A 21810-nucleotide genomic window follows, 5' to 3' on the forward strand; every position below is an offset into this window, starting at 1 on the left:
AATGCCCCGAATGGGTGCATTTCTGCCCGCACATGCCCCGTAACCAAGCTTCCAGCATTGCCGCAACGGAATATTAAGCACTTGTAGAACAATGCTGGAACAGATAGTGTTTGTTCTGGTTTTGTTTTTCCGATTCCCTGCTAAAGGATCGCCGATGCTCACGCGTAAACAACATGAACTTCTTCTCTTCATTCATGAGCGTCTGAAGGAGACAGGCATTCCGCCATCCTTCGACGAAATGAAGGATGCGCTGGATCTGGCCTCCAAATCCGGCATTCACCGGCTGATCACCGCGCTGGAAGAGCGCGGCTTCATTCGCCGGCTTGCCAACCGGGCACGCGCGCTGGAAGTCCTGCGCCTGCCCGACTCCATCGCACCCGGCCTCAACAGCCAGAGAAAGTTCGAGCCGAGCGTCATCGAGGGCAGTCTCGGACGCAATGTGGCCCCGCCGAAACCGCAGCCGCGCGCCTCCAATGACATGGACATGCCTGCCAATGTCAGCATTCCCGTCATGGGCCGGATTGCCGCCGGTGTGCCGATTTCCGCCATCCAGAACCAGACCCACATGCTCAGCCTGCCGCCTGATATGATCGGCAGCGGCGAGCATTACGCGCTTGAGGTCAAGGGTGACTCGATGATCGAAGCGGGCATTTTTGACGGCGATACCGTTGTCATCAAGCGCGGCGACACCGCGAGCCCCGGCGAAATCATCGTGGCGCTGGTCGATGACGAGGAAGCCACCCTCAAGCGGTTTCGCCGCAAGGGTGCCTCGATTGCCCTGGAAGCGGCCAATCCTGCCTATGAAACGCGGATCTTCGGACCGGACCGCGTGCGGGTGCAGGGCAAGCTTGTCGGCCTGATCCGCCGTTACTGACCGTCCGCAGCGTCCCGTCCGGCATTGTTCGGGACGCCTTTGGCCGCATGGGCCTTGCGCGAACGCTCCGGCCGGTTGCGCGCCGCATTGGAATGGATGCGATAGCTGTTCCATGGCCGGTCCGGCGGACCGATCGCGAAGGTCAGACGGGCCGACTGCACTCTTTGCTCCAATGCTTCTGCGGCTTTCGACACATCCGTCAGGTCGCCCTGCCCTTGCGCAGCCGAACCAAACCGGATTTCGGCGGCGCCGTTCAACGCCAGATCGCGGCGCGTGATCACCATCGGGCCGGGCACGGGGCAAGCGGCTTCGACACCGGCAAAGCCCAGCACGACAATATTGCCCGCGTTGCAGGCCGCATCCCGTTGCGCGGGATCATCCGTATAGGCAATGATGAGGCCGCCCGGCTCACGCGTGATACAGAGCTTTCCGGCGCATTCGAACGCGCCCTCCAATGCTACTTTGCCGCTTCCTGCCGGTTTGACGATCTGATCCAGCCCATAGCCCTGCCGCCAGTTGTCGAGGGTGAAGGCACCGCCCAGCGGGCGATTGATCATCAACGCCGTGCCATTGCGCGCACCGGCCAGCCGGCCATCCTCCGACAGGACGATATCCGGCAGCGCTGCGCGTGCCATGATCAGGGCGGCGGCAGCAAACAGCGGCAGGCTGCAAAGGCGCAGCCATGATGACGGGAGAATGAGGATCACAAGCCCCACGCTCATCAGGATCAGGCTCGGCTGCGGCATCGGACCGGGATTGCCCGAGGGCGAGAGCGCCGCCACGTGATGGGCAATGAAGACCACGAGGTCGATGCCGCGTTCCATGACGGCGAAGGACAGAAAATCCAGATCGAACGGCATCAGCAGCAACGCCAGTACGGCGAAAGGCATGACCAGAACCGAGACCACCGGCAAGGCGAAGGCGTTGCCGATCAGTCCAAGCGGCGCGGTATTGTTGAAATGGTAGGCGGCAAAGATCGCGCTGGCCGACCCGGCGACCAGGGATGTGAGGGCGATATCACTGACATGGTCGCCGATCTTGCCGGGCAATTGCAGCAAGAGGCCGCTGCGGGATGCACGCCGGGCATTCCGGGCGGTCCTGCGCGGCGACCACCAGCCGTAAAATGCGATCAGTGCGGCCGTGGCCGAGTAGGACATCTGGAAGCTTGGCCCCATCACCTCATGCGGCGCGATGGCGATGGTCACCAGAGCAGCCAGAGCGACATTGCGCAAAGACAAGGCGGCACGATCCGCCGTCATGGCGACAAGCATCACGCCGAGCATGACAAAGCTGCGCTGGGCCGCCACGTCCATACCAGAGAGCAGCAGATAGAACGCCGACGCCAGCAACGCCGCGCAGGCCGAAAACTTCTTGATGGGATAGCGTGCAGCAAAATCCGGGAAAAAGGCCATGCCGGCACGCAGCGAGCCGATAACGATTCCAGCCACAAGCGCCATGTGCAATCCCGAGATGGAGAGGATGTGCGACAGGCCGCTCAGCCGCATGGCGTTGTTGGTGGCGTCGCTGATGCCATCGCGCTGGCCGGTGATCAGCGACGCGGCAATGGCTCCGGTTTCGCCGGGCATATGACCGGCAATGCGATCGGTCAGTGTCTGGCGCATTGTGGCAACCATGAGCAATGTTCTGGTTGTCAAATCAGCTGGTTCCGGCAGGGCAACCGCTTCGGGCCTGCCGAGAAAGAAGCCGCTGCCGCCGATGCCCCTGTAGTAATTGTGGAAGGCAAAGTCGTAATTGCCCGATCGCACCGGCCCGGATGGCGGGCGCAGATGCACCAGTCCGCGCAAACCGCTGCCTATGGCAGCATCCGCAGGCAGGGCGCGGGCCGATACAACCAGCCTTGCCGGGGCATAGCGCAGTTGCGGGCGTTCCGTGGCTATCACATCCACCGTCACGCGCCAGCCGCCCCGCCCGGCACGGTTGATCGCGGCGATGCGGCCGGTCAGCCGCGTGGTGACGGCAGAACCGAGCATCGGCGTATCCAGACGCAGCGTTTCCAGCTTGGCGCAGAGCATGCCCGCCACAATCAGCAGGGCAGCGGAAAGGCACATCCCCGCCAGATGCCGTTCATGCGCCAGGAGCTTGAACCCGGCAAGGGCGGTCAATCCAAAGAGAATGGCGCTCAGCCGCGGTTCCGATGGCAGGCAGAAATAGACGATGGCGCCGCTGCCGGCAAAAACCGGAACAAACAGGAAAAGGCTGCCGCGATCATGGTCCCGCCAGAATGCCTGGGAGATTGCTGGAAGCAGATCACGCCCCAACCCAATACGCCAACGCAGCCTTGCCGACAGACTCACGCGTGGTGCGCCAACAGCATTATCCCGCGGCATTTGAGTCGCAATACCCGGCTCATCGTCCGCCGGACGATCAAAAAACTGTCGTTCACTCGTTTGTGTACTGGTGGCCGGCCCCTGCATTTGCCTCCAATTCTGCCTATGCCCTTGCACGACAGCGCTCCTATGCTACATCAACGCCAGATCAAATCGATTGGATGTTAGGCTAATGGCCGAGACGTCTGTTGGAGTCCTTATGTCGTCACCTGTTGTTACCCGTTTTGCACCCTCCCCGACCGGATACCTCCATATTGGCGGTGCCCGCACGGCCCTGTTCAACTGGCTCTATGCCAAGCACACCGGCGGGAAGATGCTGCTGCGCATCGAAGACACGGATCGCGAACGCTCCTCGGAAGCGGCTGTCACGGCCATTCTCGATGGCCTGAAATGGCTGGGCCTTGATTGGGATGGCGATGCGGTGTCGCAGTATGAGCGCGCGCCCCGTCACCGGGAGGTTGCCGAGGAACTCGTTGCCAAGGGCAAGGCCTATTATTGCTATGCCTCACCGGCAGAACTTGAGGAAATGCGCGAAAAGGCGCGCGCCGAGGGCCGCCCGCCGCGCTATGACGGCCGCTGGCGCGATCGTGATCCGAAGGAAGCCCCTGCGGGCCTCAAGCCGGTTATCCGCATCAAGGCACCGCAGGACGGCGAAACGCTCGTGCGCGACCTCGTGCAGGGCGATGTGCGCTTTCCCAACAAGGATCTCGATGATTTCATCATCCTGCGTTCCGACGGCAATCCGACCTACATGCACGCGGTTGTCGTCGATGACCATGATATGGGCGTCACCCACATCATCCGCGGCGACGATCACCTGACCAATGCGGCGCGTCAGGCCATCATCTATGATGCGATGGGCTGGGCTATCCCGGTCATGGGCCATATTCCGCTCATCCACGGTGCGGATGGGGCAAAACTGTCGAAGCGTCACGGCGCGCTCGGTGTCGAGGCTTATCGGGCCATGGGTTATCTGCCTGCGGCCTTGCGCAACTATCTCGTCCGGCTCGGCTGGAGCCATGGCGACGACGAAATCATGTCCGATGCCCAGATGATCGAGTGGTTCGAAATTTCCGATATCAATCGCGGCGCATCGCGTTTCGACTTTCAGAAGCTCGAGGCGATCAACGGCCACTACATGCGGTTCTCCGCCGATGCCGATCTGGTCAAGGCGATGATCGACATCCTGCCTGAGATTGAGGGCGGCGCGGACATTCTGTCGCGGCTCAATGACCGGACCCGCCAGCAGTTGCTCGCGGCCATGCCCGGCCTGAAGGAGCGTGCCAAGACGCTGGTCGAACTGGCGGACAGTGCAAAGTACCTGTTTGCACAGCGCCCGCTGGCGCTGGACGAAAAAGCCGCCGGCCTTCTGAACGAAGAAGGCCTGGGCGTGCTTTCCGGCGTTTTCCCGGCACTATCGGCCGTCAATGACTGGACCGCCGAAGCCTTGGATGCGGCGGTGCGGGTTCATGCGGAAAACACCGGGTTGAAGCTGGGTAAAATTGCCCAGCCCCTGCGCGCCGCGCTGACGGGAAGAGCAACATCTCCGGGGGTTTTCGACGTGCTGGCGGTGCTTGGCCGCGAGGAGTCGCTGGGGCGTATCGAGGACCGGATAAAAGGTTAATCCGCAGCCCTGACGGTGCATTTTTTGCATTGCAACATTGCGCCGTTCGGCTACGGTGTCGTGCCTGAGAAAATCAGGATAAAGACCTTGGAAAGAGGTCGAGGCTTTGGGCCAGTACGCTGAACGCAGAGGTCAGAAAATCACCTGCCTGGAAGGAACAACCTGTTTCAAAGGCATACTGGAATATGAAGTAACTCGTGTGCTTTCACTTCCGAAGTTCGACGAGAGTCTACTGCTCAAGCAGCGAACTTCGGAATGGTACACGGGATGTCAGCGGGAGCTGAAGCAAGAAAGGAACGGCAATGTCTGAGAATAGCGTCAACATCGATCTGAATGGTCACGAGTTTGCGTTACCGATTAAAAAAGGCACCATCGGACCTGATGTCGTGGACATTGGAACACTCTACAAGAACACGGGTGCATTCACCTACGATCCGGGTTTTACATCCACAGCCTCCTGCGAGTCGCAGATCACCTACATCGATGGTGACGAAGGCATTTTGCTGCATCGCGGCTATCCGATCGAACAACTCGCCGAAAAGGGCGACTTCCTCGAAACCTGCTATCTCCTGCTTTACGGCGAACTGCCGACAAAGAGCCAGAAGCATGATTTCGACTATCGCGTGACGCACCACACCATGGTGCATGAACAGATGTCGCGCTTCTTCAGCGGCTTCCGCCGTGACGCCCATCCCATGGCTGTCATGGTCGGCTGCGTCGGCGCCCTGTCTGCATTCTATCACGACTCGACCGATATTTCGGACCCGCATCAGCGCATGGTTGCATCCATCCGCATGATCGCCAAGATTCCGACCCTGGCTGCCATGGCCTACAAGTACCATATCGGCCAGCCCTTCGTTTACCCGAAGAACAATCTCGATTTCGCCACCAACTTCCTGCACATGTGCTTTGCCGTGCCGTGCGAAGATTACGTCCCAAATCCGGTTCTTGCCCGCGCAATGGACCGGATTTTCATTTTGCACGCCGATCACGAGCAGAATGCCTCGACCTCGACGGTGCGGCTTGCCGGTTCGTCCGGTGCCAATCCGTTCGCCTGTATCGCTGCGGGCATTGCCTGCCTCTGGGGCCCGGCCCATGGCGGTGCCAATGAGGCCGCGCTCAACATGCTCGGCGAAATCGGTACGGTTGACCGCATCCCCGAATTCATCAACCGCGCCAAGGACAAGAACGATCCGTTCCGCCTGATGGGCTTTGGTCACCGCGTCTACAAGAACTACGATCCGCGCGCCAAGATCATGCAGCAGACCACCAAGGAAGTTCTCGCCGAACTCGGCATCAAGGACGATCCGCTGCTCGATGTCGCCATGGAACTGGAGCGCATTGCCCTGACCGATGAATATTTCATCGAAAAGAAGCTCTATCCGAATGTCGACTTCTATTCCGGCATCACCTTGAAGGCGCTCGGCTTCCCCACCACCATGTTCACGGTGCTGTTCGCCGTTGCCCGCACCGTCGGCTGGATTGCGCAGTGGAAGGAAATGATCGAAGACCCGCACCAGAAGATCGGTCGCCCGCGCCAGCTCTACACCGGTGCAACGCAGCGCGACTACGTTCCGGTCGGCAACCGCAAATAAGATCATCCAGAATACGAAAAAAGGCGCCGTTCGGCGCCTTTTTCATATCCAGAAGCCTGTTCCTCAGGCCCTCTGATGCACGTATTCAAGGACTTTCCCGGCGGCAATCTCGCCGGATGGCCGTTCGGTCTGCATCAGCGCCGCGATCTCATCGAAACCTTCGAGTTGCAAGGCCCTGGCATGGCCGGGCTTCAGCAACTGTTCGATTTCGCGGGCCAGCGGACCGGGACGAACGAACTGGTTGAAATATTCCTGCACGACCCGCTTGTCGGCGATGATATTGGGCAAGGCGGCGCTCCACACCTTGATGCGCGGCGCAATGAACATCCGCGCCAGCCAGTCAGGCCGGTAGGAGAGCACCGTCGGGATGCGTGCCAGTGCGAGTTCGAGCGATACGGTGCCCGAAGCGGCGAGCGCGGCATCGGCTTCGGCAAAGGCTTTCAGACGCTCCGCTTCACCCACCACGATGTTGGGCTGGACTTTCCAGCCGGCGGTGAGCTGGCGCACCAGGGGTTCGACCTTGGGAAGCGTCGGCAATGTCAGCCTGAAGCGGTTTCCCCGCTCTGCCAAAAGGTCAATTGCTTCGCCGAAGGGCTTGGAAAGGCTTGATATTTCAGCTCTACGTGATCCCGGCAGGACAACAAGATTATGTTCGGTTCTATCAGCGAAACCGCTTTCCCGTACCCGGTTCCGTTCCGCAGCCGCCAACAGCGGGGCATGAGTCACCAGCCTGTGGCCGACATAGGTGGCGGGCGGACCGTCGAGATCTTTCAAGGCCTGCACTTCAAACGGCAAAATCGCCAGCACATGATCGATATAACCGCGCATGGCCTTGGCGCGCTCCGGGCGCCAGGCCCAGACTGAGGGGCTGATATAGTTGATAATCGGGATCGATGGGTCGGCAGCCCGCACCTTGCGGGCAACGCGATGGGTAAAATCCGGGCTGTCGATAATGACGAGGCAATCGGGTTTCGCCGCGATGATGGCTTTGGACAGTTGGGCGATGCGGCGGATGAGCTGCGGCAGTTTGGTGACGATGGCCGTCAGGCCGACCAGAGCGATTTCGTGCTGGTCGAACAGGGAGTTGAGACCGAGAGCCGAAAGATGCTCCCCGCCAACGCCGGTCAAGGTCACCTCGCCCGGATATTGCCGGCGCAGCGCTTGAACCAGGTCGGCACCAAGCAAGTCGCCGGACTCTTCGCCGGTGACAATGGCCAGGCGCAGTGGCTTTGCTGCTGTTTTCACTCGGCCTCCTGCGCAAAAGTTTCGATGAAAATACCGGCTTCATTGGCAGCTGCGATTGTTTCGGCATAGCCCAGGATCAGCGTGCGCCGTGCTTCGATGGCAATGCCCTTCAGGCCGGCCTTCACTGCATTCTCCACGGTGCTCACGCCGATAGCAGGCAAATCCGCGCGCACCTCCTGCTGCGGCTTGGCGCATTTCACCAACACGCCGCCCTTGCGGTTGATCCGCTTGGCAATGCGCAGTTCGGCCACCCGCTGCAGCATGGCATCGGTGCCCTCCACGCCCTCCAGCGCTACCACGCGGCTGCCGACGGCGATGGCCGCCTGCCCGATATCGAGCGAGCCGATCATGATGGCCGCCTCGCGGGCGGCCCGCATGTCGGCAATGCTTGCCTGATCAGCTTTCTTCCGGGTGATCGTTCCCACCTCAGGCGCAAGAATATCCGGAACGATCTCGTGCGCACCGACAACCCGGAAACCATAGGATTCAATGGTTGCGATCACGGCCTTGAGCAAACCGTCGTCGCCGAGGCGGAAAGCCCGCATGAAACGATACAACGCGACGAGATTGCCATTGCCGGGCCGCAGCGCCGCTGAAAATTCCGGCCGGTGGCGCACGCCGCCCGCCAGCACGACATTGCTGATATCTTCCGATTTCAGGATTTTCATCAGGCCGCCCAGCTCGACGATCGAGATTTCCGCGTGCTTGCGTGCATTGATCTCAGGCGATGCCTCACCCTTGATGGCTATGATCAAGGGATTGGCGCCCTGTTTCTGCAGGCTTTCCGCGATGGAAATCGGCAGGAGCCCATTGCCCGCGACGATCGCCGTGCGGCCGGTTATGGCCGCTGGCCGCGTCCCGTCCGGTGTCTTAGCTGTTGTCGTCACTGTCGCTGGTCTCGATTCCGGAACCGAGGGGCGGCGTGCAGAAGGCACGTTTGGTATCAGCGGTGATGAAATCGACCAGGTCGGCAACCGCCGGCGACTGGGAAAAGGCAAGACGCACGTCACCGGCGCGGTTGCGGACCGGCTTGCTGCGGTCAAACAGCATGCGCACGGCGCGGCGCAGATTGTGTATCTCCGGACGGGCCATGCCCGACCGCTTCATGCCGACAATATTGAGGCCGCCCAGATAGGCGTGATTGCCGATCACCATGCCGTAGGGAATGACATCGAGTGCCACCGCCGCAAGCCCGCCGACAAAAGCATGGTGGCCAACGCGCACGAACTGATGCAAGGCAGCGCCGCCGCCAATGATGACATTGTTGCCGACGGACACATGGCCGCCGATCATGACATTGTTGGCGAAGGTGACATTATCGCCGATGTCGCAATCATGCGCCACGTGCGAATAGGCCAGGAACATGCAGTTGTCGCCAACCGTAGTAAAGCCGCGGCTGCCATCGGTGCCGCGATTCATCGTGACGCCTTCGCGGACGGTGCAGTTCCGGCCAATAACAAGCGTGGTGTGCCCGCCCTTGTGCTTGGTGTTCTGCGGATCACCGCCCAGAATGGCATTGGGATAGACCTTGGCGCCATCACCGAGGGTCGTCGCGCCCATGATGACCACGTGGCTCAGCAGGGTAACATCATTGCCAATGACCGCTTCCGGTCCGATATGGCAGAATGGTCCGATGGTTACCCTGTCGCCAATCTTTGCGCCCGCCTCGACAATCGAGGTGGGATGGATGCTGGAACTGGACATCAAGCCCCGGTCTCGTCTTCTTCGGGGAAGCTGACCATTGCCGCCACGTCAGCTTCGGCCACCTTGACGCCGTCAACTTCAGCAGTGCAGCTGTACTTGTGGATGTTGCCGCGCTGCTTGAGTTTGGTCACGCGTAGTTTGAGCTGGTCACCCGGCACGACAGGCTTGCGGAACTTGGCATTGTCGATGGTCATGAAGAAGACCTTGCCGGGCTTGCCGCTGCCATTGTGGAACAGCACGATGGCACCGGCGGTCTGGGCCATGGCTTCAACGATCAGAACGCCGGGCATGATCGGCAGTTCAGGAAAATGACCGGCGAAATGCGGTTCATTGATCGTGACGTTCTTGATACCCGTTGCCGAGACATCGCGATCGATATCAACGATGCGATCAATCAGCAGAAAGGGATAGCGATGCGGCAGATTTGCCAGAAGCTTCTGGATGTCCGCGACGCCAAGACTGCTCGCCTGTACATTTTCATTCATCTGAACTGCTCTCCTTCTTGGTCCTGGTCATCGCGCGGACACTCGCGATTTCGCGGAACCATTGCTTGAACGGCTGCGCGGGCGCACCGGCCCACCGCTCACCGTCCGGAATATCATTCATCACGCCGCTTGCCGCGGCAATCTCAACGCGGGAACCGATATTGACATGATCCTTGATCCCGACACTTCCGCCCAGCATCGTCATGTCACCAAGCACCACACTGCCGGAAATGCCACATTGCGCAGCAATCACGCAATGGCGTCCAATACGAACATTGTGGGCAATCTGCACGAGATTGTCGATTTTCGTGCCCTCACCGATCACCGTATCGGCGAGTGCGCCGCGATCAATGGTCGTGTTGGCGCCAATTTCAACATTGTCCTGGATGATGACGCGGCCAAGCTGAGGCATCTTGTCGAGGCCGGCCTTACCCGGAACATAGCCAAAACCGTCCTGGCCAATGCGCACGCCCGGATGCAGCAGCACGCGATTGCCGAGAAAAGCATACTGCACCGAGCAGCTCGGCGCGATATAGCAGTCGCGTCCGATCTTGCAGCCATTGCCGATCACCACGCTGGCGGCAATGACGGTCCCGGCGCCAATGGAAACACGCTTGCCGATGATGACACCGGGTTCAATCGTCACACCGTCTTCTATTTCGGCCGTCGGATCGATGATGGCGTGTGGTGAAACACCCGTCTCCTCGCCGCTCCAAAGATGCGCGTTGACCGCCCGCGGATAAAGCGCACGGCCAATGGCGGCGAAATCCTGCTGCGGATGGCGGCTGACGATGACCGCAACATTCTTGGGCACGCTTGCCTTGACTTCGTCCGTGCACAACACGCCGGCGGCTTTCAAACCTTCGAGGTTTTGCGCGTTCTTCTTGCCATCGATGAACACAAGCGCATCGGGACCGGCGTCCGCCAGGGATGCGAGGCGGACGACCGGCCGGTTGGCCAGAGAACTGTCCACAAGAACGCCATTGGTCAGATCGGCGATCTGACCAACAGTCACGTTCAGCAGTGGCTCATAAAAGATCGGATCGGCCATCGACTAACTTTCTCCCCCGGGGAAATATGCTCCCCCGGGAGGTCAGCAATCTATCAGAATTTGCTCGACATGCCGAAGTTGAAGTTCTGCACCTGATCGCCATCCACCTTCTTGACCGGGAAAGCGTAGTCGAAGCGCAGCGGACCGAACGGCGATGCCCACATGATACTTACACCCGCGGATGCGCGCCATTCCATGCTGGTGTTCGATGCCTGCTTGAGGTCGTTGCCGTACAGCGTGGCCGCATCGGCAAACAGGGCACCACGGATACCCAGGCTCTCAGGAACAACCGGCAGCGGGAACTGCGTTTCCACAGTGGCATTGAAGTAGGTGTTACCACCGAGGAAGCTGCCCTTGGCATCCGCCACACTCAAGTCGCGCGGACCGATACCGGCGTATTTGAAGCCGCGAATCATGTCCTGGTTGTTCTTGAACGTGTCAAACACGCGCAGATCGTCGCCAAATCCCTTGATGTAGCCCGCGCCGACACCAACGAGGCCGACAATGTCCATTTCCTGGGAAAGCGTCTTGTAATAGCTGCCCTTGAACGTTGTCTTCAGGTAGTTGGCATCGCCGCCGACACCAGCATATTCCTGGTTGAACTTGGCATAGAGACCATCATGCGGATTCTTGCGGTCATCGATGGTGTCATAGACGAGCGACCAGCTGACCGACGACTTGATCCATGTACCGCGATTTGCCGCGTCAACGAATGCCTGCGAAATCTGCGATGGATCCGGTGTGCCGTCAGGAAGTTTGGCAGCGTCTTCGATCGTGTATTTTTCCTGCGACAGGTTGTAAGCGACACCCGCCGTCAGTGTTTCGGTGATCGGCAGACCAAAGCGGATCGTACCGCCGGTCAAATCGGTTTCGTACTTGTCATTGACGCCGGACTGGCGCTTGAACAGATCGAAACCGGCCGAAATGCGCTGACCGAGGAAGTAAGGCTCGGTAAAGGACAGCGAATAGGTGCGGTTGTTGTTCAGACCGCCACCGGCACCGATACGAATGAACTGGCCGCGGCCAAGGAAGTTGCGCTCGGTGATCGAGCCTTCAACTGTCGGTCCGGGGCTTTCGCCACCCGTCGTATAACCGCCACCGATGGAGAATTCACCGGTCGACTTCTCGACAACATCCACAACCAGGACAACCTGGTCCGGCTGCGAGCCGGGAGCGGTCGAAATGTTGACGGTCTGGAAGAATTCAAGGTTTTCCAGACGCTTCTTGGCGCGCTGGATCAGGACCTGATTGAACGCATCGCCTTCGCTCACATCGAATTCACGGCGGATGACGTAGTCGCGCGTCTTCTCGTTGCCGCGGATTTCGATGCGCTCGAGATAGGCGCGCGGACCCTGGTCGATGTTGTAGACGACCGAAATCGTGTGGTTCTCGAAGTTGCGGTCACCGCGCGGTTCAACCTTGGCAAAGGCGTAACCCTGGCCAGCCACCTTTTCGGACAGCTTGATGATGGAGTCTTCGACTTCCTTGGCGTTGTAGACATCGCCTTCGGAGGTTTTGACGAGACCACCCAGCTTGGATGTATCGACACCTTCAACCGAGCTCTGGATCTCTACGCCGCCGAACTTGTACTTCTCACCCTCTTCAACCGTGACGGTGATCGTGTACTCATTGCTTGCCGCGTCGAGATTGGCTGTCGACGAGATCACACGGAAATCCGCATAACCACGATTGTAATAGAAGCGGCGCAGCGACTCTTCGTCCGCCCGCATGCGATCTTCGCTGTACACGTCATTGCGTGTCAGCCAGGACAACGGGTTGGAACGCTTGGTCGAAATCACGTCACGCAGACGGCGTTCGCCAAAGGCATGATTGCCGACGAACACGATGTTGGCGATCTTGGTACGGTCGCCTTCATTGATGTCGAAGACCACGTTGACGCGACCCTGACCGAGATCCATGGTGCGCGAACTTACCGTAGCATCGCTGCGGCCGATGTTGCGATAAGCGGCGCGGACTGCCTCGGTGTCGGCATCAAGCGTCTGCTGGCTGAATGCAGCGCGCGACTTCGACTGCACTGCACCGGAGAGCTGCGCATCCTTGATCTTCTTGTTGCCGCGGAAAATAACCTGATTGACGACCTGGTGCTCGGACACGGTGACAATCAATGCACCGCCGGACTGGGTGATGCGCACATCGCCGAACAGACCCGTGTTGAACAGGCGCTTCGTGGCAGCATCAATGTCATTGTTGGAGAAAGGCTTGCCTGGCGTGATGCCGAGATTGTCCTTGACCGTCTGGGCATCCACACGGGTATTCCCGCGCACTTCAATGCGGCTGACGGTTGCTGCCTGTGCTGCTGTAATCCCCGCAACCGTCGTAACGATCGCTCCCGAACTTACCAGAGCCGCTGAAATGGCGAGCGCCGACGCTGCACCAACGAATTTTGAACTTGCCGCCATAGGCCTACTAAACCTTTGTTTCTCGTTGTCCCCGGGCGAGATCCCGGACTAAGCAATTACTCGCACACCGTCATAGCCGGTTTTTACATACACGCAAGGCTTACGGTTAAAATCTATTTACTTCACACGAAAGCGTGGCATCCCTGCCACGCCATTCACAGCTTATAGTAAACAGATCATAACGCTTTTCCACCCCACCTCTGTAATTTTCACTAATGTTTAATTTTCATCACCGGCAGGCGAAAAGATCGTTAAACACAACAAAACCCATGAATCCAAGCACCAGAAGGAAGCCCATACGGAAGAAAATCTCCTGAACGGCTGGCCTCACCGGCCTGCGGATGACCGCTTCCACGGCGTAAAAGATCAAATGCCCGCCATCCAGCGGCGGCAGGGGGAAAAGATTGAGCAAACCGATGCCGATCGACAGCATGGCGGTCAGCTGAATCAGCCAGTCGACCCCCTGACTGGCCGCCTGCCCTGCCATCGTGGCAATTTTGACCGGCCCGCCCAGCTGACACTTGTCTTCCCTGCCTGCAAAAAAGCGGCTGAAAAACTGGCCTGTCCGGGCAATGATGAAACCGCTTTCACGCACCGCCTGTCCGACTGATTCGATGGGGTTGTAGGTCACCCGCCGGAAGTTGCCGTATTCCTGGTTGTTCACCACGCCGATCACGGCAATTTTCACCGGATTGCCCAGGGCATCCTTCTGCTCGGCCAGCTCCGGCGTGGCAGTCAGGCTGACCTCCTGCCCCTTGCGTTCGACGACAAATTTCAGAGAATCGCCTGCCCGCGCCGAGACGTGCCGCTGCACATCGGCAAAGGTTTCAACCTTGTCCCCGTCCACGCTGATAAAGCGGTCGCCCGGCTGAAATCCTGCCACGGCAGCGGGCCCGCCCGGACGCACTTCGGCCACGACGGGATCGGCCACCATGCGGCCATAGAGCGCAAAAAAGACGGAAAAGATCGCAACCGTCAGCAGAATGTTGAACGCCGGACCGGCAAAAACCGTCGCCGCGCGCTTCCAGACCGGCTGGGTGTGGAAAGCAACGGCGCGCTCCTCCGCGGTCATGGTTTCCGGCAATGCAACCGGCGAACTGGCCACACTTTCGTCGCCGGCAAACTTCACATAGCCGCCCAGGGGGATCGCCGACAGCTTCCAGCGGGTGCCGCTGCGGTCGTTGAAACCGAACAGTTCGGGCCCAAAACCGATGGAGAAGGCCTTAACGCCTATGCCGCACCACCGCCCGACGAGATAGTGCCCCATCTCGTGAACGAAGACGACAACCGTTAGTACAATCAGAAAGGGTAAAATCGTACCGATAAGCAAACCGTGCGTGCCGAAGATATAGCTCAGCGTATCCGTCAAAGTGTCCTCCGGGCCTTGCCCAACCCATCAGAGGGTCACCTGGGCTCAGCCTGCTAGAAAAGAATATCGTAAGGCGTTTCCGGCTTCACGAGAATTGCCCCGATCAGGTACAGCAATGCCGCCGCGGCCACAAGTCCATCCACCCGGTCCATCACGCCACCGTGACCGGGGATCATGTATCCCGAATCCTTCACGCCAAACTTGCGCTTGACCCATGATTCGCCGAGATCGCCAATCTGGGCGGTCACCGACAGCACGAAGGCGATCAACGGAATGGGTACGCCGCCAGCCGGGGTAATGAACGCGGCACAAGCCACGCCGGCAGCTACGCCCGCGGCCGCGCCGCCAATGGCGCCCGACCAGGTTTTATTCGGTGAGAACCGCGGTGCCAGTTTTGGTCCGCCCAGTGCCCGCCCGTTGAAATAGGCAAAGATATCGGTCGACCAGACAACGGCAAACAGGAACAGAACAGCAGCAAAGCCATCCCCGGTGTCGCCGCGCACGAATGTCAGCGCGATGGACGGAAATCCGGCATAGAGCAGGCCGATCGCCGGCCACAGTCCGGACTGCCGTCCGCCCAGCACCGCCGTCAGCACGGCTCCGGCCAGCAAAATGCCGATGATCAGCAGCCCGTTGTGCGACAGCAGCAACAATCCAAGCACCACGATCAGGCAGGCCCAGGCAACGCCGCGCGTCAGCCGATTGGAGCGGTCGAGTGTTATCGCATGCCATTCATAGAAGACGCCCAGTCCGATGGCGCTCGCCATGAGCGCAAACGGCACACCGCCGACCCAGGTCAGGCCAACGGCGATTGCGATCAGAACAACGGCACTGAGGGTTCGTTTATGCAGATTGCTGAGACGGCCCGTGCCCTTGTCCGGTGCCGATGGCCCTGAAGCCGTCACAGGGCGATTTCCTGCTGATTGACCCCGCCAAAACGCCGCTCGCGCATGTGGAAGGTTTCGATGGCTTCCGCCAGATGGGTGGATTTGAAATCCGGCCAATAGCACGGCAGGAACATGAATTCCGAATAGGCCGCCTGCCAGAGCAGGAAGTTCGACAGCCGCATCTCGCCGCTGGTGCGAATGATCAGGTCGGGATCCGGAATGCCCGCCGTATCGAGCCGCGCGGAGATCGCCTCGGCCGTCACGTCATCCTGGGTCAAAAGGCCCGACGTGACATCTGATAGCAGCGCCTTCACCGCGCGGGTGATTTCATTGCGCGAGCCGTAGTTGAAGGCGATGATCAGCGTCAGTGCCGTATTCTTTTCCGTCAGGCTTTCCGCTTCGGTCAGAAGCGCGCGTATATCCTTGGCCAGACCATCCCGCTCGCCGATGATGCGCACGCGCACATTCTCGCGATGCAGATCAGCCAGATCGCGGCGGATGAACAGCTTGAGCAACCCCATCAGATCAGACACTTCGGACCGCGGGCGCGACCAATTTTCCGATGAAAACGCAAACAGGGTCAGGTACGGAATACCCATCTTCCCGGCGGCGCGAATGGTCTCGCGCAGCGCGTCGACACCCGCCTTGTGACCGGCAGTGCGTGGCAGGCCACGTGCCTTTGCCCAACGGCCATTTCCATCCATGATGATGGCAATGTGGCTCGGATTGGACATAGCATTCAACCTCCGGTGGTATTAACGGGCGAAAAACAGACTAAACCTGCATGATTTCCGTCTGCTTGACAGCAACGACCTTGTCCATTTCGGCAATGGTTTCGTCCGTCAGCTTCTGTACTTTTTCGGAAAGAACGCGGTTGTCATCCTGACTGATCGCGCCATCCTTTTCGAGCTTCTTCAATTCGTCCATGCCGTCGCGGCGAACATGGCGGGCGGCAACTTTTGCCTGCTCGACATATTGATGGGCAATCTTGACGAGTTCCTTGCGGCGCTGCTCATTGAGTTCCGGCAGGGGGATGCGCAGATTGTTGCCATCGGTGATCGGATTGAGGCCAAGACCGGACTCACGAATGGCGCGCTCGACCTTGCCGACCATCGACTTGTCCCAGACCGAAACGGCCAGCATGCGCGATTCGGGCACGGTGATGTTGGCGACCTGATTGAGCGGCATATGCGAGCCGTAGGCCTCGACGGTGATCGGCTCCAGCAAGCTCGCCGACGCACGGCCTGTCCGCAGGCCGTTGAGGTCGTGTTTCAATGCCTGCACGGCACCATCCATGCGACGCTTCAGGTCATTCAAATCGAGTGCATCACTCATATTCAACGCTCCTATATCTTCCGTTATTCTGGTCAGCCCCTGCGAGGTTGGCGGGTCAATCGTCGGAAACGATTGTCGCGCGTCCTCTGCCCTGCAGAATTTCGGCAAAACCACCCTTTTCGTGGATTGAATAGACAATTATTGGGATATTGTTCTCGCGCGCAAGGGCCACGGCTGTTGTATCCATCACCGTAAGGCCGCGATCAAGCATCTCCTTGTGGGTAAGTCGCTCAAAGCGGACGGCGCTGGGGTCCTTTTTGGGATCGGCGGTGTAAACGCCGTCAACCTGCGTGCCCTTGAACAGGGCATCGGCGCCCACTTCGGCTGCGCGCAAGGCGGCGGCCGAATCTGTCGTAAAGAACGGATTGCCCGTGCCGCCGGCAAAAATCACGACCTTCCCCATATCCATATAGGCTGTCGCCTGTCTCTGCGAGAACGTCTCGCACAATTCAGGCATCGCAATGGCGGAGAGGACGACGGTGTCTATCCCGATCTTGACAAGGGAGGTGCGCAGGGCCAGCGAATTGATCACCGTGGCAAGCATGCCCATATGGTCGCCGGTGACCCGGTCGCCGCCCTTTGACGCGACAGCGACGCCGCGAAAGATATTGCCGCCGCCAATCACCACCCCGACTTCAACACCGAGCGCCCGCGCTTCGGCGATATCACTGGCAATACGGTCGGCAACCGCAACGTCGATACCGAAACCCTGATCGCCCATAAGGGCTTCACCGGAGGCTTTCAGCAGAACGCGTTTATAGACAGCCGTACCAACCATAAGACCTCCCGCAGAGTCGTGCATTTCAGATATTCGAAGCCCGGATACACCAAGGGCATCGCGTTGTCACGCGATGCCCTCTGATTTCGTCAGTTGTGAAATTACTTCTTCACAGCTGCTGCAACTTCCGCTGCGAAATCCGTCTCTTCCTTCTCGATGCCCTCGCCCAGAGCAAAACGGGCAAATGCCGTGATCTTGGCCGGTGCACCGATTGCCTTTTCCGCATCCTTCAGAGCGGCTTCGACAGTCAGGTCAGGATTGATGACGAAAGCCTGCGAGAGAAGAACAACTTCTTCGTAGAACTTGCGCAGGCGGCCTTCGACCATCTTCTCGATGATGTTGTCCGGCTTGCCGGACTGGCGGGCGGACTCGGTGAACACAGCCTTTTCACGCTCGACAGCAGCCGGATCGACTTCAGCGGCGGTCAGGGCCAGCGGGTTGGTTGCCGCAACATGCATGGCCACCTGGCGGCCGAATGCATTGGCAGCCTCGGCATTGCCAGCTGTTTCAATGGCAACGAGCACACCGAGCTTGCCGAGATTATCGGAAACCGCGTTGTGGATGTAGGTTGCAACAACGCCTTCGCTAACGCTGAGTGCTGCAGAGCGGCGGAAAGACAGGTTTTCGCCGATCGTGCCAACCGCATCCTTGATGGTGTCGACAACCGGCTTGCCGGTTGACGGATAGGTCGCAGCAGCAACGGCAGCGGTGGAACCGTCGGTGCCGAGCGCCACGGTTGCAACATTGCGGACGATGTCCTGGAACGCGTCGTTGCGCGCAACGAAGTCGGTTTCGGAGTTGACTTCAACAACAACCGACTTCTTGCCGTTCGTTGCAACGCCAACCAGACCTTCGGCAGCCGTGCGGCCGGCCTTCTTGTCGGCCTTGGAAATGCCCTTGGCGCGCAGCCAGTCAACGGCAGCTTCCATGTCGCCATTGGTTTCGGTCAGGGCTGCCTTGCAGTCCATCATGCCGGCACCGCTGATTTCGCGGAGTTCTTTTACCTGTGATGCAGAAATGCTCATTATGTCGCCTCTTCTCAAAGCGAAGGCATACTGGGGAAACCAGCATGCCAACTTTGCGGCGCGTCATGCGCCAATACGATTGTTTTTAGTCACCCGTTACGACGGGTGTATGAAGCCTCAAGCGGAGGCTTCACCGTCCTGTGCAGGAGCCTGTGCCGGCTCTTCGAGCGCTGGCTCGACAGGTGCTTCTTCCTGGGCGCCGACATCGATGCCGAGCGAGCCCTGCTGACGCAGGATGCCGTCGAGAGCAGCCTTGGCAATCAGATCGCAATAGAGCGAAATGGCGCGCGAAGCGTCGTCGTTGCCGGGGATCGGGAAGTCGATCTGGTCTGGATCGCAGTTGGAGTCGATGACGGCTACAACCGGAATGCCAAGACGCTTGGCTTCCTGAATGGCAATCGCTTCCTTGTTGGTATCAATGATGAAGATCAGGTCCGGGATCGAACCCATGTTCTTGATACCACCGAGGGCGCGGTTGAGCTTTTCGCGTTCGCGATCAAGGTTCAGGCGCTCCTTCTTGGTGAAGCCCTGTGCTTCGCCCGAAAGAAGTTCGTCCAGCTTGCGCAGACGCTGAATGGAGTTCGAGATCGTCTTCCAGTTGGTCATCATGCCGCCGAGCCAGCGGGCGTTGACATAATACTGGGCCGAACGGGTTGCCGCATCGGCAATGATGTCCGAAGCCTGGCGCTTGGTGCCAACGAACAGAACGCGGCCGCCACGGGCTACGGTGTCGGAAACCTTCTGCAGCGCGCGGTGAAGCAGCGGAACAGTCTGGGCCAGGTCGAGAATGTGAATGTTGTTGCGGTCACCATAAATGTATGGCGCCATTTTCGGGTTCCAGCGATGTGTCTGGTGGCCGAAGTGAACGCCAGCTTCGAGGAGCTGACGCATGCTGAAATCAGGCAATGCCATCTCTTAGTTTTCCTTTTCCGGTTTAACCTCCACAGGAAAGAGGCGGGAAACCCGCCACCGGAGGCCATATCGGATTTCTCCCGATATCAACCCAAATCCCGTGTGTGGAATGAAGCGGCTGTTAATGGATATTGCCGGCAAACGCAAGAGCTACGGTGAGAAAAGGCGATTTTCACAGGTTTCGCCGTCGCGTTATCGATAAATGGCTCCGCGATGGCCAATCTCAAGAACCAAAATAATAAGCCGTTTTCCCTGCAGATCGCAAATGATGCGATAGTTTCCGACTCGATAGCGCCAAAGGCCGCCAAGCGGCCCTGTCAGCGCTTTGCCCAATTGCCGAGGATCATCGATCGAAGCCAGACGTTCTCGCAAAAACGCAGCAATTCGCTTTGCATCCTGTCGATCAAGTTTTGCCAGTTGCTTTGCGGCGGTAGCAGATAGCTCAATCTGCCAAACCAAGATCGCGTTCCACTTCATCCAAGGAGTAAACGCGCTCTTCTCCTTTGCGTATCCGCTCGAGAACGCCAAGGCCTAGATAGTAATCTTCCATGTCATCCAGGCCGTTCTCGATAATTTCGCGCAGATAGAATGCCTTGCTCCGGCCGGTCTTGGACGCGAGGGTATCCAGTCTCTGTTCGATTTCAGGAGTTAAACGGATAGATGTCGCCATGATTGCCGCCAGTTGTATTCACTGCATTCAATGTATTCACTTTTTCGCGAAGATTCAAGAATGGGGGATTTGGGCCTCTACTTCGCGCACTTCGGCGCGTCGAAAAGCTCCAGATTGACCAGTTTTCCGGTCATGGAGAAATCACCGTAATCCATCTTGAGATCGCGGGTGACGCCATTGCGATAGAGTTTGAAATTGATGCGGTAGCTGGGCAGCCCTTCCGATTTGTCCGTATCGTCGAAATAGGCGATGGAGACGGGCCAGGTGTTTTCCTTGGCAAGCGGACCCATCTTCTTCGTCTCGTCATCGGAATCGCCGGGCGCGGATTTGCCGATGACCACCGTCGTCGCCATCACCTTGTCGGCATCCTCGGAACCATCGAACAGCTTGGTCTGGTAGAAAACATCCCCGGCGATCGCCTTCTCGATCAGTTCCTGCATATGGCGTGTCGGGAACTGCGAAAGCTCAAGATTTTCCTTGTTGGCTTCTGGCTTGGTGAGGGAGATTTCCGTCTTGTCCTTGTCCCGAAGCGCATCGCCGCGCACTTCCTTGGTCAGGCTCTGGTCGACAAATGTCTTGTTGACGAAACGGAATTTGGCGCCATCGCCCGACTCGAATGTCGTTGTCTGCTGGTCGGTAACCCGCTGGGGCTGCTCTTCCATGTCGACGCGCGTCACAAAGCGAAAATTTGTCGTGTAACCTTCACAATCCGAACCGTTGAATTCGTATACCATGCGGCCTGTCAGCCCCGTGATACCACTGCTTTCCTGCGCGTTATCCAGCTTGAGATCGTAAATGGCGCGGTGTGGCACGAGAGTCGCTGTTCCAGCGGCAAGTGCCATCGACGATCCGGAAAGACCAAGGGCACTCAGGCTGAAAACGAGGACGGGGAATAGACGCATTGACAAGATTCTCCAGTTTTCGAATGGCCATATTAAAAAAACTCTTGGCGGAAGCGAGGCAAAAATCGCAACTTCATTCACAATCACTTGCGATTCCGCATGAGAAGGATGAGAGACCCAATGACCAGCACCATCGACAGCCGTCTAAACGACCTTGGTATTACCCTGCCCGTTGCCGCCGCGCCGGCCGCAAACTACGTGCCCTTCGCGCGCAGCGGCTCACTGCTCCTCACCTCGGGGCAATTGCCGCTGGCCGGGGGCAAGCTGGTCCATACCGGCCTGCTCGGTGTTGATGTTGATCTGGCGCAGGGCCAGGAAGCGGCTAAGGCCTGTGCCATCAATATCCTTGCCCAGGCCAAGGCCGCGCTCGGCGATCTGGAAAAGATCGAGCGTATCGTGAAAATCACGGTGTTTGTCGCCTCCTCCAGCAATTTCACCGAACAGCATCTCGTTGCCAATGGGGCGTCCGACCTGCTCGTGGCGGTGCTTGGCGACAAGGGCCGTCATGCCCGCTCCGCCGTGGGCACAGCCGTCCTGCCGCTGAATGCGCCGGTTGAAATCGAAGCGATCATCGAGGTTCGCTGAT

The 21810-nt window shown here is 58.9% G+C and carries 21 protein-coding genes; 4 read left to right on the plus strand and 17 right to left on the minus strand.

All coding sequences use genetic code 11. From position 1 onward, the window contains the following. The first annotated feature begins 154 nt into the window (after positions 1-154). Entirely contained in the window at positions 155-874 is a 720-nt protein-coding gene (gene lexA / locus C5750_RS06040) for a transcriptional repressor LexA (RefSeq protein ID WP_105733144.1), read from the plus strand. On the opposite strand, the gene C5750_RS06045 is transcribed toward lexA, so the two are convergent. After that, complete coding sequence (locus C5750_RS06045; protein WP_158531249.1) at positions 868-3153, minus strand: ComEC/Rec2 family competence protein; 2286 nt, start codon at positions 3151-3153, stop codon at positions 868-870. The genes lexA and C5750_RS06045 overlap by 7 nt on opposite strands. 268 nt (positions 3154-3421) lie before the next feature. Here C5750_RS06045 and gltX point away from each other — a divergent pair, with 268 nt between their 5' ends. Together gltX and gltA are read left to right on the plus strand one after the other, a co-directional pair. After that, on the plus strand, positions 3422-4846 hold the full coding sequence (gene gltX, locus C5750_RS06050; protein WP_105732879.1) for a glutamate--tRNA ligase: 1425 nt from the start codon (positions 3422-3424) through the stop codon (positions 4844-4846). 302 nt (positions 4847-5148) lie between these two features. Further along, the gene (gltA, locus tag C5750_RS06055; protein WP_105732880.1) at positions 5149-6441 is read left to right on the plus strand and encodes a citrate synthase; all 1293 of its coding nucleotides are present in this window, start codon (positions 5149-5151) and stop codon (positions 6439-6441) included. A gap of 63 nt (positions 6442-6504) precedes the next feature. Here gltA and lpxB read toward each other — a convergent pair whose 3' ends face one another. From lpxB to C5750_RS06135, 16 genes are all read right to left on the minus strand, one after another. Then, a complete protein-coding gene (gene lpxB, locus C5750_RS06060) occupies positions 6505-7686 on the minus strand; it encodes a lipid-A-disaccharide synthase (RefSeq protein ID WP_105732881.1) in 1182 nt (393 codons plus the stop codon). Beyond that, entirely contained in the window at positions 7683-8573 is an 891-nt protein-coding gene (locus tag C5750_RS06065) for an LpxI family protein (RefSeq protein WP_105732882.1), read from the minus strand. Before C5750_RS06065 ends, lpxB begins: the two co-directional genes overlap by 4 nt. Continuing rightward, positions 8557-9390 carry an acyl-ACP--UDP-N-acetylglucosamine O-acyltransferase gene (gene lpxA, locus C5750_RS06070; protein ID WP_105732883.1) on the minus strand — a complete coding sequence of 278 codons (834 nt, stop codon included), beginning with the start codon at positions 9388-9390 and terminating at the stop codon, positions 8557-8559. Before lpxA ends, C5750_RS06065 begins: the two co-directional genes overlap by 17 nt. Further along, positions 9390-9875 carry a 3-hydroxyacyl-ACP dehydratase FabZ gene (gene fabZ, locus C5750_RS06075; RefSeq protein ID WP_105732884.1) on the minus strand — a complete coding sequence of 162 codons (486 nt, stop codon included), beginning with the start codon at positions 9873-9875 and terminating at the stop codon, positions 9390-9392. Before fabZ ends, lpxA begins: the two co-directional genes overlap by 1 nt. Then, positions 9868-10926: a UDP-3-O-(3-hydroxymyristoyl)glucosamine N-acyltransferase gene (gene lpxD, locus C5750_RS06080; protein ID WP_105732885.1), complete on the minus strand. Its 1059-nt coding sequence runs from the start codon at positions 10924-10926 to the stop codon at positions 9868-9870. Before lpxD ends, fabZ begins: the two co-directional genes overlap by 8 nt. A 53-nt stretch (positions 10927-10979) precedes the next feature. Next, positions 10980-13346, minus strand: a complete 2367-nt coding sequence (gene bamA / locus C5750_RS06085) for an outer membrane protein assembly factor BamA (RefSeq protein ID WP_105732886.1) — start codon at positions 13344-13346, stop codon at positions 10980-10982. A gap of 229 nt (positions 13347-13575) precedes the next feature. After that, positions 13576-14715 (minus strand): RIP metalloprotease RseP, encoded by a 1140-nt coding sequence (gene rseP / locus C5750_RS06090; RefSeq protein ID WP_105732887.1) that lies wholly within the window; start codon positions 14713-14715, stop codon positions 13576-13578. A 53-nt stretch (positions 14716-14768) separates the two neighbouring features. Next, positions 14769-15620: a phosphatidate cytidylyltransferase gene (locus C5750_RS06095; protein WP_105732888.1), complete on the minus strand. Its 852-nt coding sequence runs from the start codon at positions 15618-15620 to the stop codon at positions 14769-14771. Then, positions 15617-16336 (minus strand): isoprenyl transferase, encoded by a 720-nt coding sequence (locus tag C5750_RS06100; protein WP_105732889.1) that lies wholly within the window; start codon positions 16334-16336, stop codon positions 15617-15619. Before C5750_RS06100 ends, C5750_RS06095 begins: the two co-directional genes overlap by 4 nt. 40 nt (positions 16337-16376) lie before the next feature. Further along, positions 16377-16937 carry a ribosome recycling factor gene (frr, locus tag C5750_RS06105; protein WP_105732890.1) on the minus strand — a complete coding sequence of 187 codons (561 nt, stop codon included), beginning with the start codon at positions 16935-16937 and terminating at the stop codon, positions 16377-16379. A gap of 55 nt (positions 16938-16992) precedes the next feature. Then, complete coding sequence (gene pyrH, locus C5750_RS06110; RefSeq protein WP_105732891.1) at positions 16993-17715, minus strand: UMP kinase; 723 nt, start codon at positions 17713-17715, stop codon at positions 16993-16995. Between the two features lie 101 nt (positions 17716-17816). Then, entirely contained in the window at positions 17817-18740 is a 924-nt protein-coding gene (tsf, locus tag C5750_RS06115; protein WP_105732892.1) for a translation elongation factor Ts, read from the minus strand. Between the two features lie 117 nt (positions 18741-18857). After that, positions 18858-19652, minus strand: coding sequence for a 30S ribosomal protein S2 (rpsB, locus tag C5750_RS06120; protein WP_105732893.1), 795 nt, complete (start codon positions 19650-19652; stop codon positions 18858-18860). A 192-nt stretch (positions 19653-19844) separates the two neighbouring features. After that, positions 19845-20111 (minus strand): type II toxin-antitoxin system RelE family toxin, encoded by a 267-nt coding sequence (locus tag C5750_RS06125; RefSeq protein WP_199537967.1) that lies wholly within the window; start codon positions 20109-20111, stop codon positions 19845-19847. Next, positions 20095-20322: a type II toxin-antitoxin system RelB family antitoxin gene (gene relB, locus C5750_RS06130; RefSeq protein ID WP_105732895.1), complete on the minus strand. Its 228-nt coding sequence runs from the start codon at positions 20320-20322 to the stop codon at positions 20095-20097. The genes C5750_RS06125 and relB overlap by 17 nt, the downstream gene beginning before the upstream one ends. 77 nt (positions 20323-20399) lie before the next feature. Then, complete coding sequence (locus C5750_RS06135) at positions 20400-21224, minus strand: cell envelope integrity EipB family protein (protein WP_105732896.1); 825 nt, start codon at positions 21222-21224, stop codon at positions 20400-20402. Between the two features lie 120 nt (positions 21225-21344). Between C5750_RS06135 and C5750_RS06140 the strand changes: the two genes are divergently transcribed. Then, complete coding sequence (locus tag C5750_RS06140; RefSeq protein ID WP_105732897.1) at positions 21345-21809, plus strand: RidA family protein; 465 nt, start codon at positions 21345-21347, stop codon at positions 21807-21809. The last annotated feature ends 1 nt before the right edge of the window (position 21810 follow it).

This window comes from Phyllobacterium myrsinacearum, from assembly GCF_002980555.1.
Classification (GTDB): Bacteria; Pseudomonadota; Alphaproteobacteria; order Rhizobiales; family Rhizobiaceae; genus Phyllobacterium; species Phyllobacterium myrsinacearum.

Excerpts from the sequence above, each read along its gene's own strand:
- fabZ (WP_105732884.1), bottom strand. The coding sequence starts at position 9,875 with ATGAATGAAAATGTACAGGCGAGCAGTCTTGGCGTCGCGGACATCCAG.
- lpxA (WP_105732883.1), bottom strand. The coding sequence starts at position 9,390 with ATGTCCAGTTCCAGCATCCATCCCACCTCGATTGTCGAGGCGGGCGCA.
- bamA (WP_105732886.1), bottom strand. The coding sequence starts at position 13,346 with ATGGCGGCAAGTTCAAAATTCGTTGGTGCAGCGTCGGCGCTCGCCATT.
- gltA (WP_105732880.1), top strand. The coding sequence starts at position 5,149 with ATGTCTGAGAATAGCGTCAACATCGATCTGAATGGTCACGAGTTTGCG.
- lexA (WP_105733144.1), top strand. The coding sequence starts at position 155 with ATGCTCACGCGTAAACAACATGAACTTCTTCTCTTCATTCATGAGCGT.
- gltX (WP_105732879.1), top strand. The coding sequence starts at position 3,422 with ATGTCGTCACCTGTTGTTACCCGTTTTGCACCCTCCCCGACCGGATAC.
- tsf (WP_105732892.1), bottom strand. The coding sequence starts at position 18,740 with ATGAGCATTTCTGCATCACAGGTAAAAGAACTCCGCGAAATCAGCGGT.
- C5750_RS06100 (WP_105732889.1), bottom strand. The coding sequence starts at position 16,336 with ATGTCCAATCCGAGCCACATTGCCATCATCATGGATGGAAATGGCCGT.
- lpxD (WP_105732885.1), bottom strand. The coding sequence starts at position 10,926 with ATGGCCGATCCGATCTTTTATGAGCCACTGCTGAACGTGACTGTTGGT.
- C5750_RS06135 (WP_105732896.1), bottom strand. The coding sequence starts at position 21,224 with ATGCGTCTATTCCCCGTCCTCGTTTTCAGCCTGAGTGCCCTTGGTCTT.
- pyrH (WP_105732891.1), bottom strand. The coding sequence starts at position 17,715 with ATGGTTGGTACGGCTGTCTATAAACGCGTTCTGCTGAAAGCCTCCGGT.
- C5750_RS06140 (WP_105732897.1), top strand. The coding sequence starts at position 21,345 with ATGACCAGCACCATCGACAGCCGTCTAAACGACCTTGGTATTACCCTG.
- relB (WP_105732895.1), bottom strand. The coding sequence starts at position 20,322 with ATGGCGACATCTATCCGTTTAACTCCTGAAATCGAACAGAGACTGGAT.
- frr (WP_105732890.1), bottom strand. The coding sequence starts at position 16,937 with ATGAGTGATGCACTCGATTTGAATGACCTGAAGCGTCGCATGGATGGT.
- rpsB (WP_105732893.1), bottom strand. The coding sequence starts at position 19,652 with ATGGCATTGCCTGATTTCAGCATGCGTCAGCTCCTCGAAGCTGGCGTT.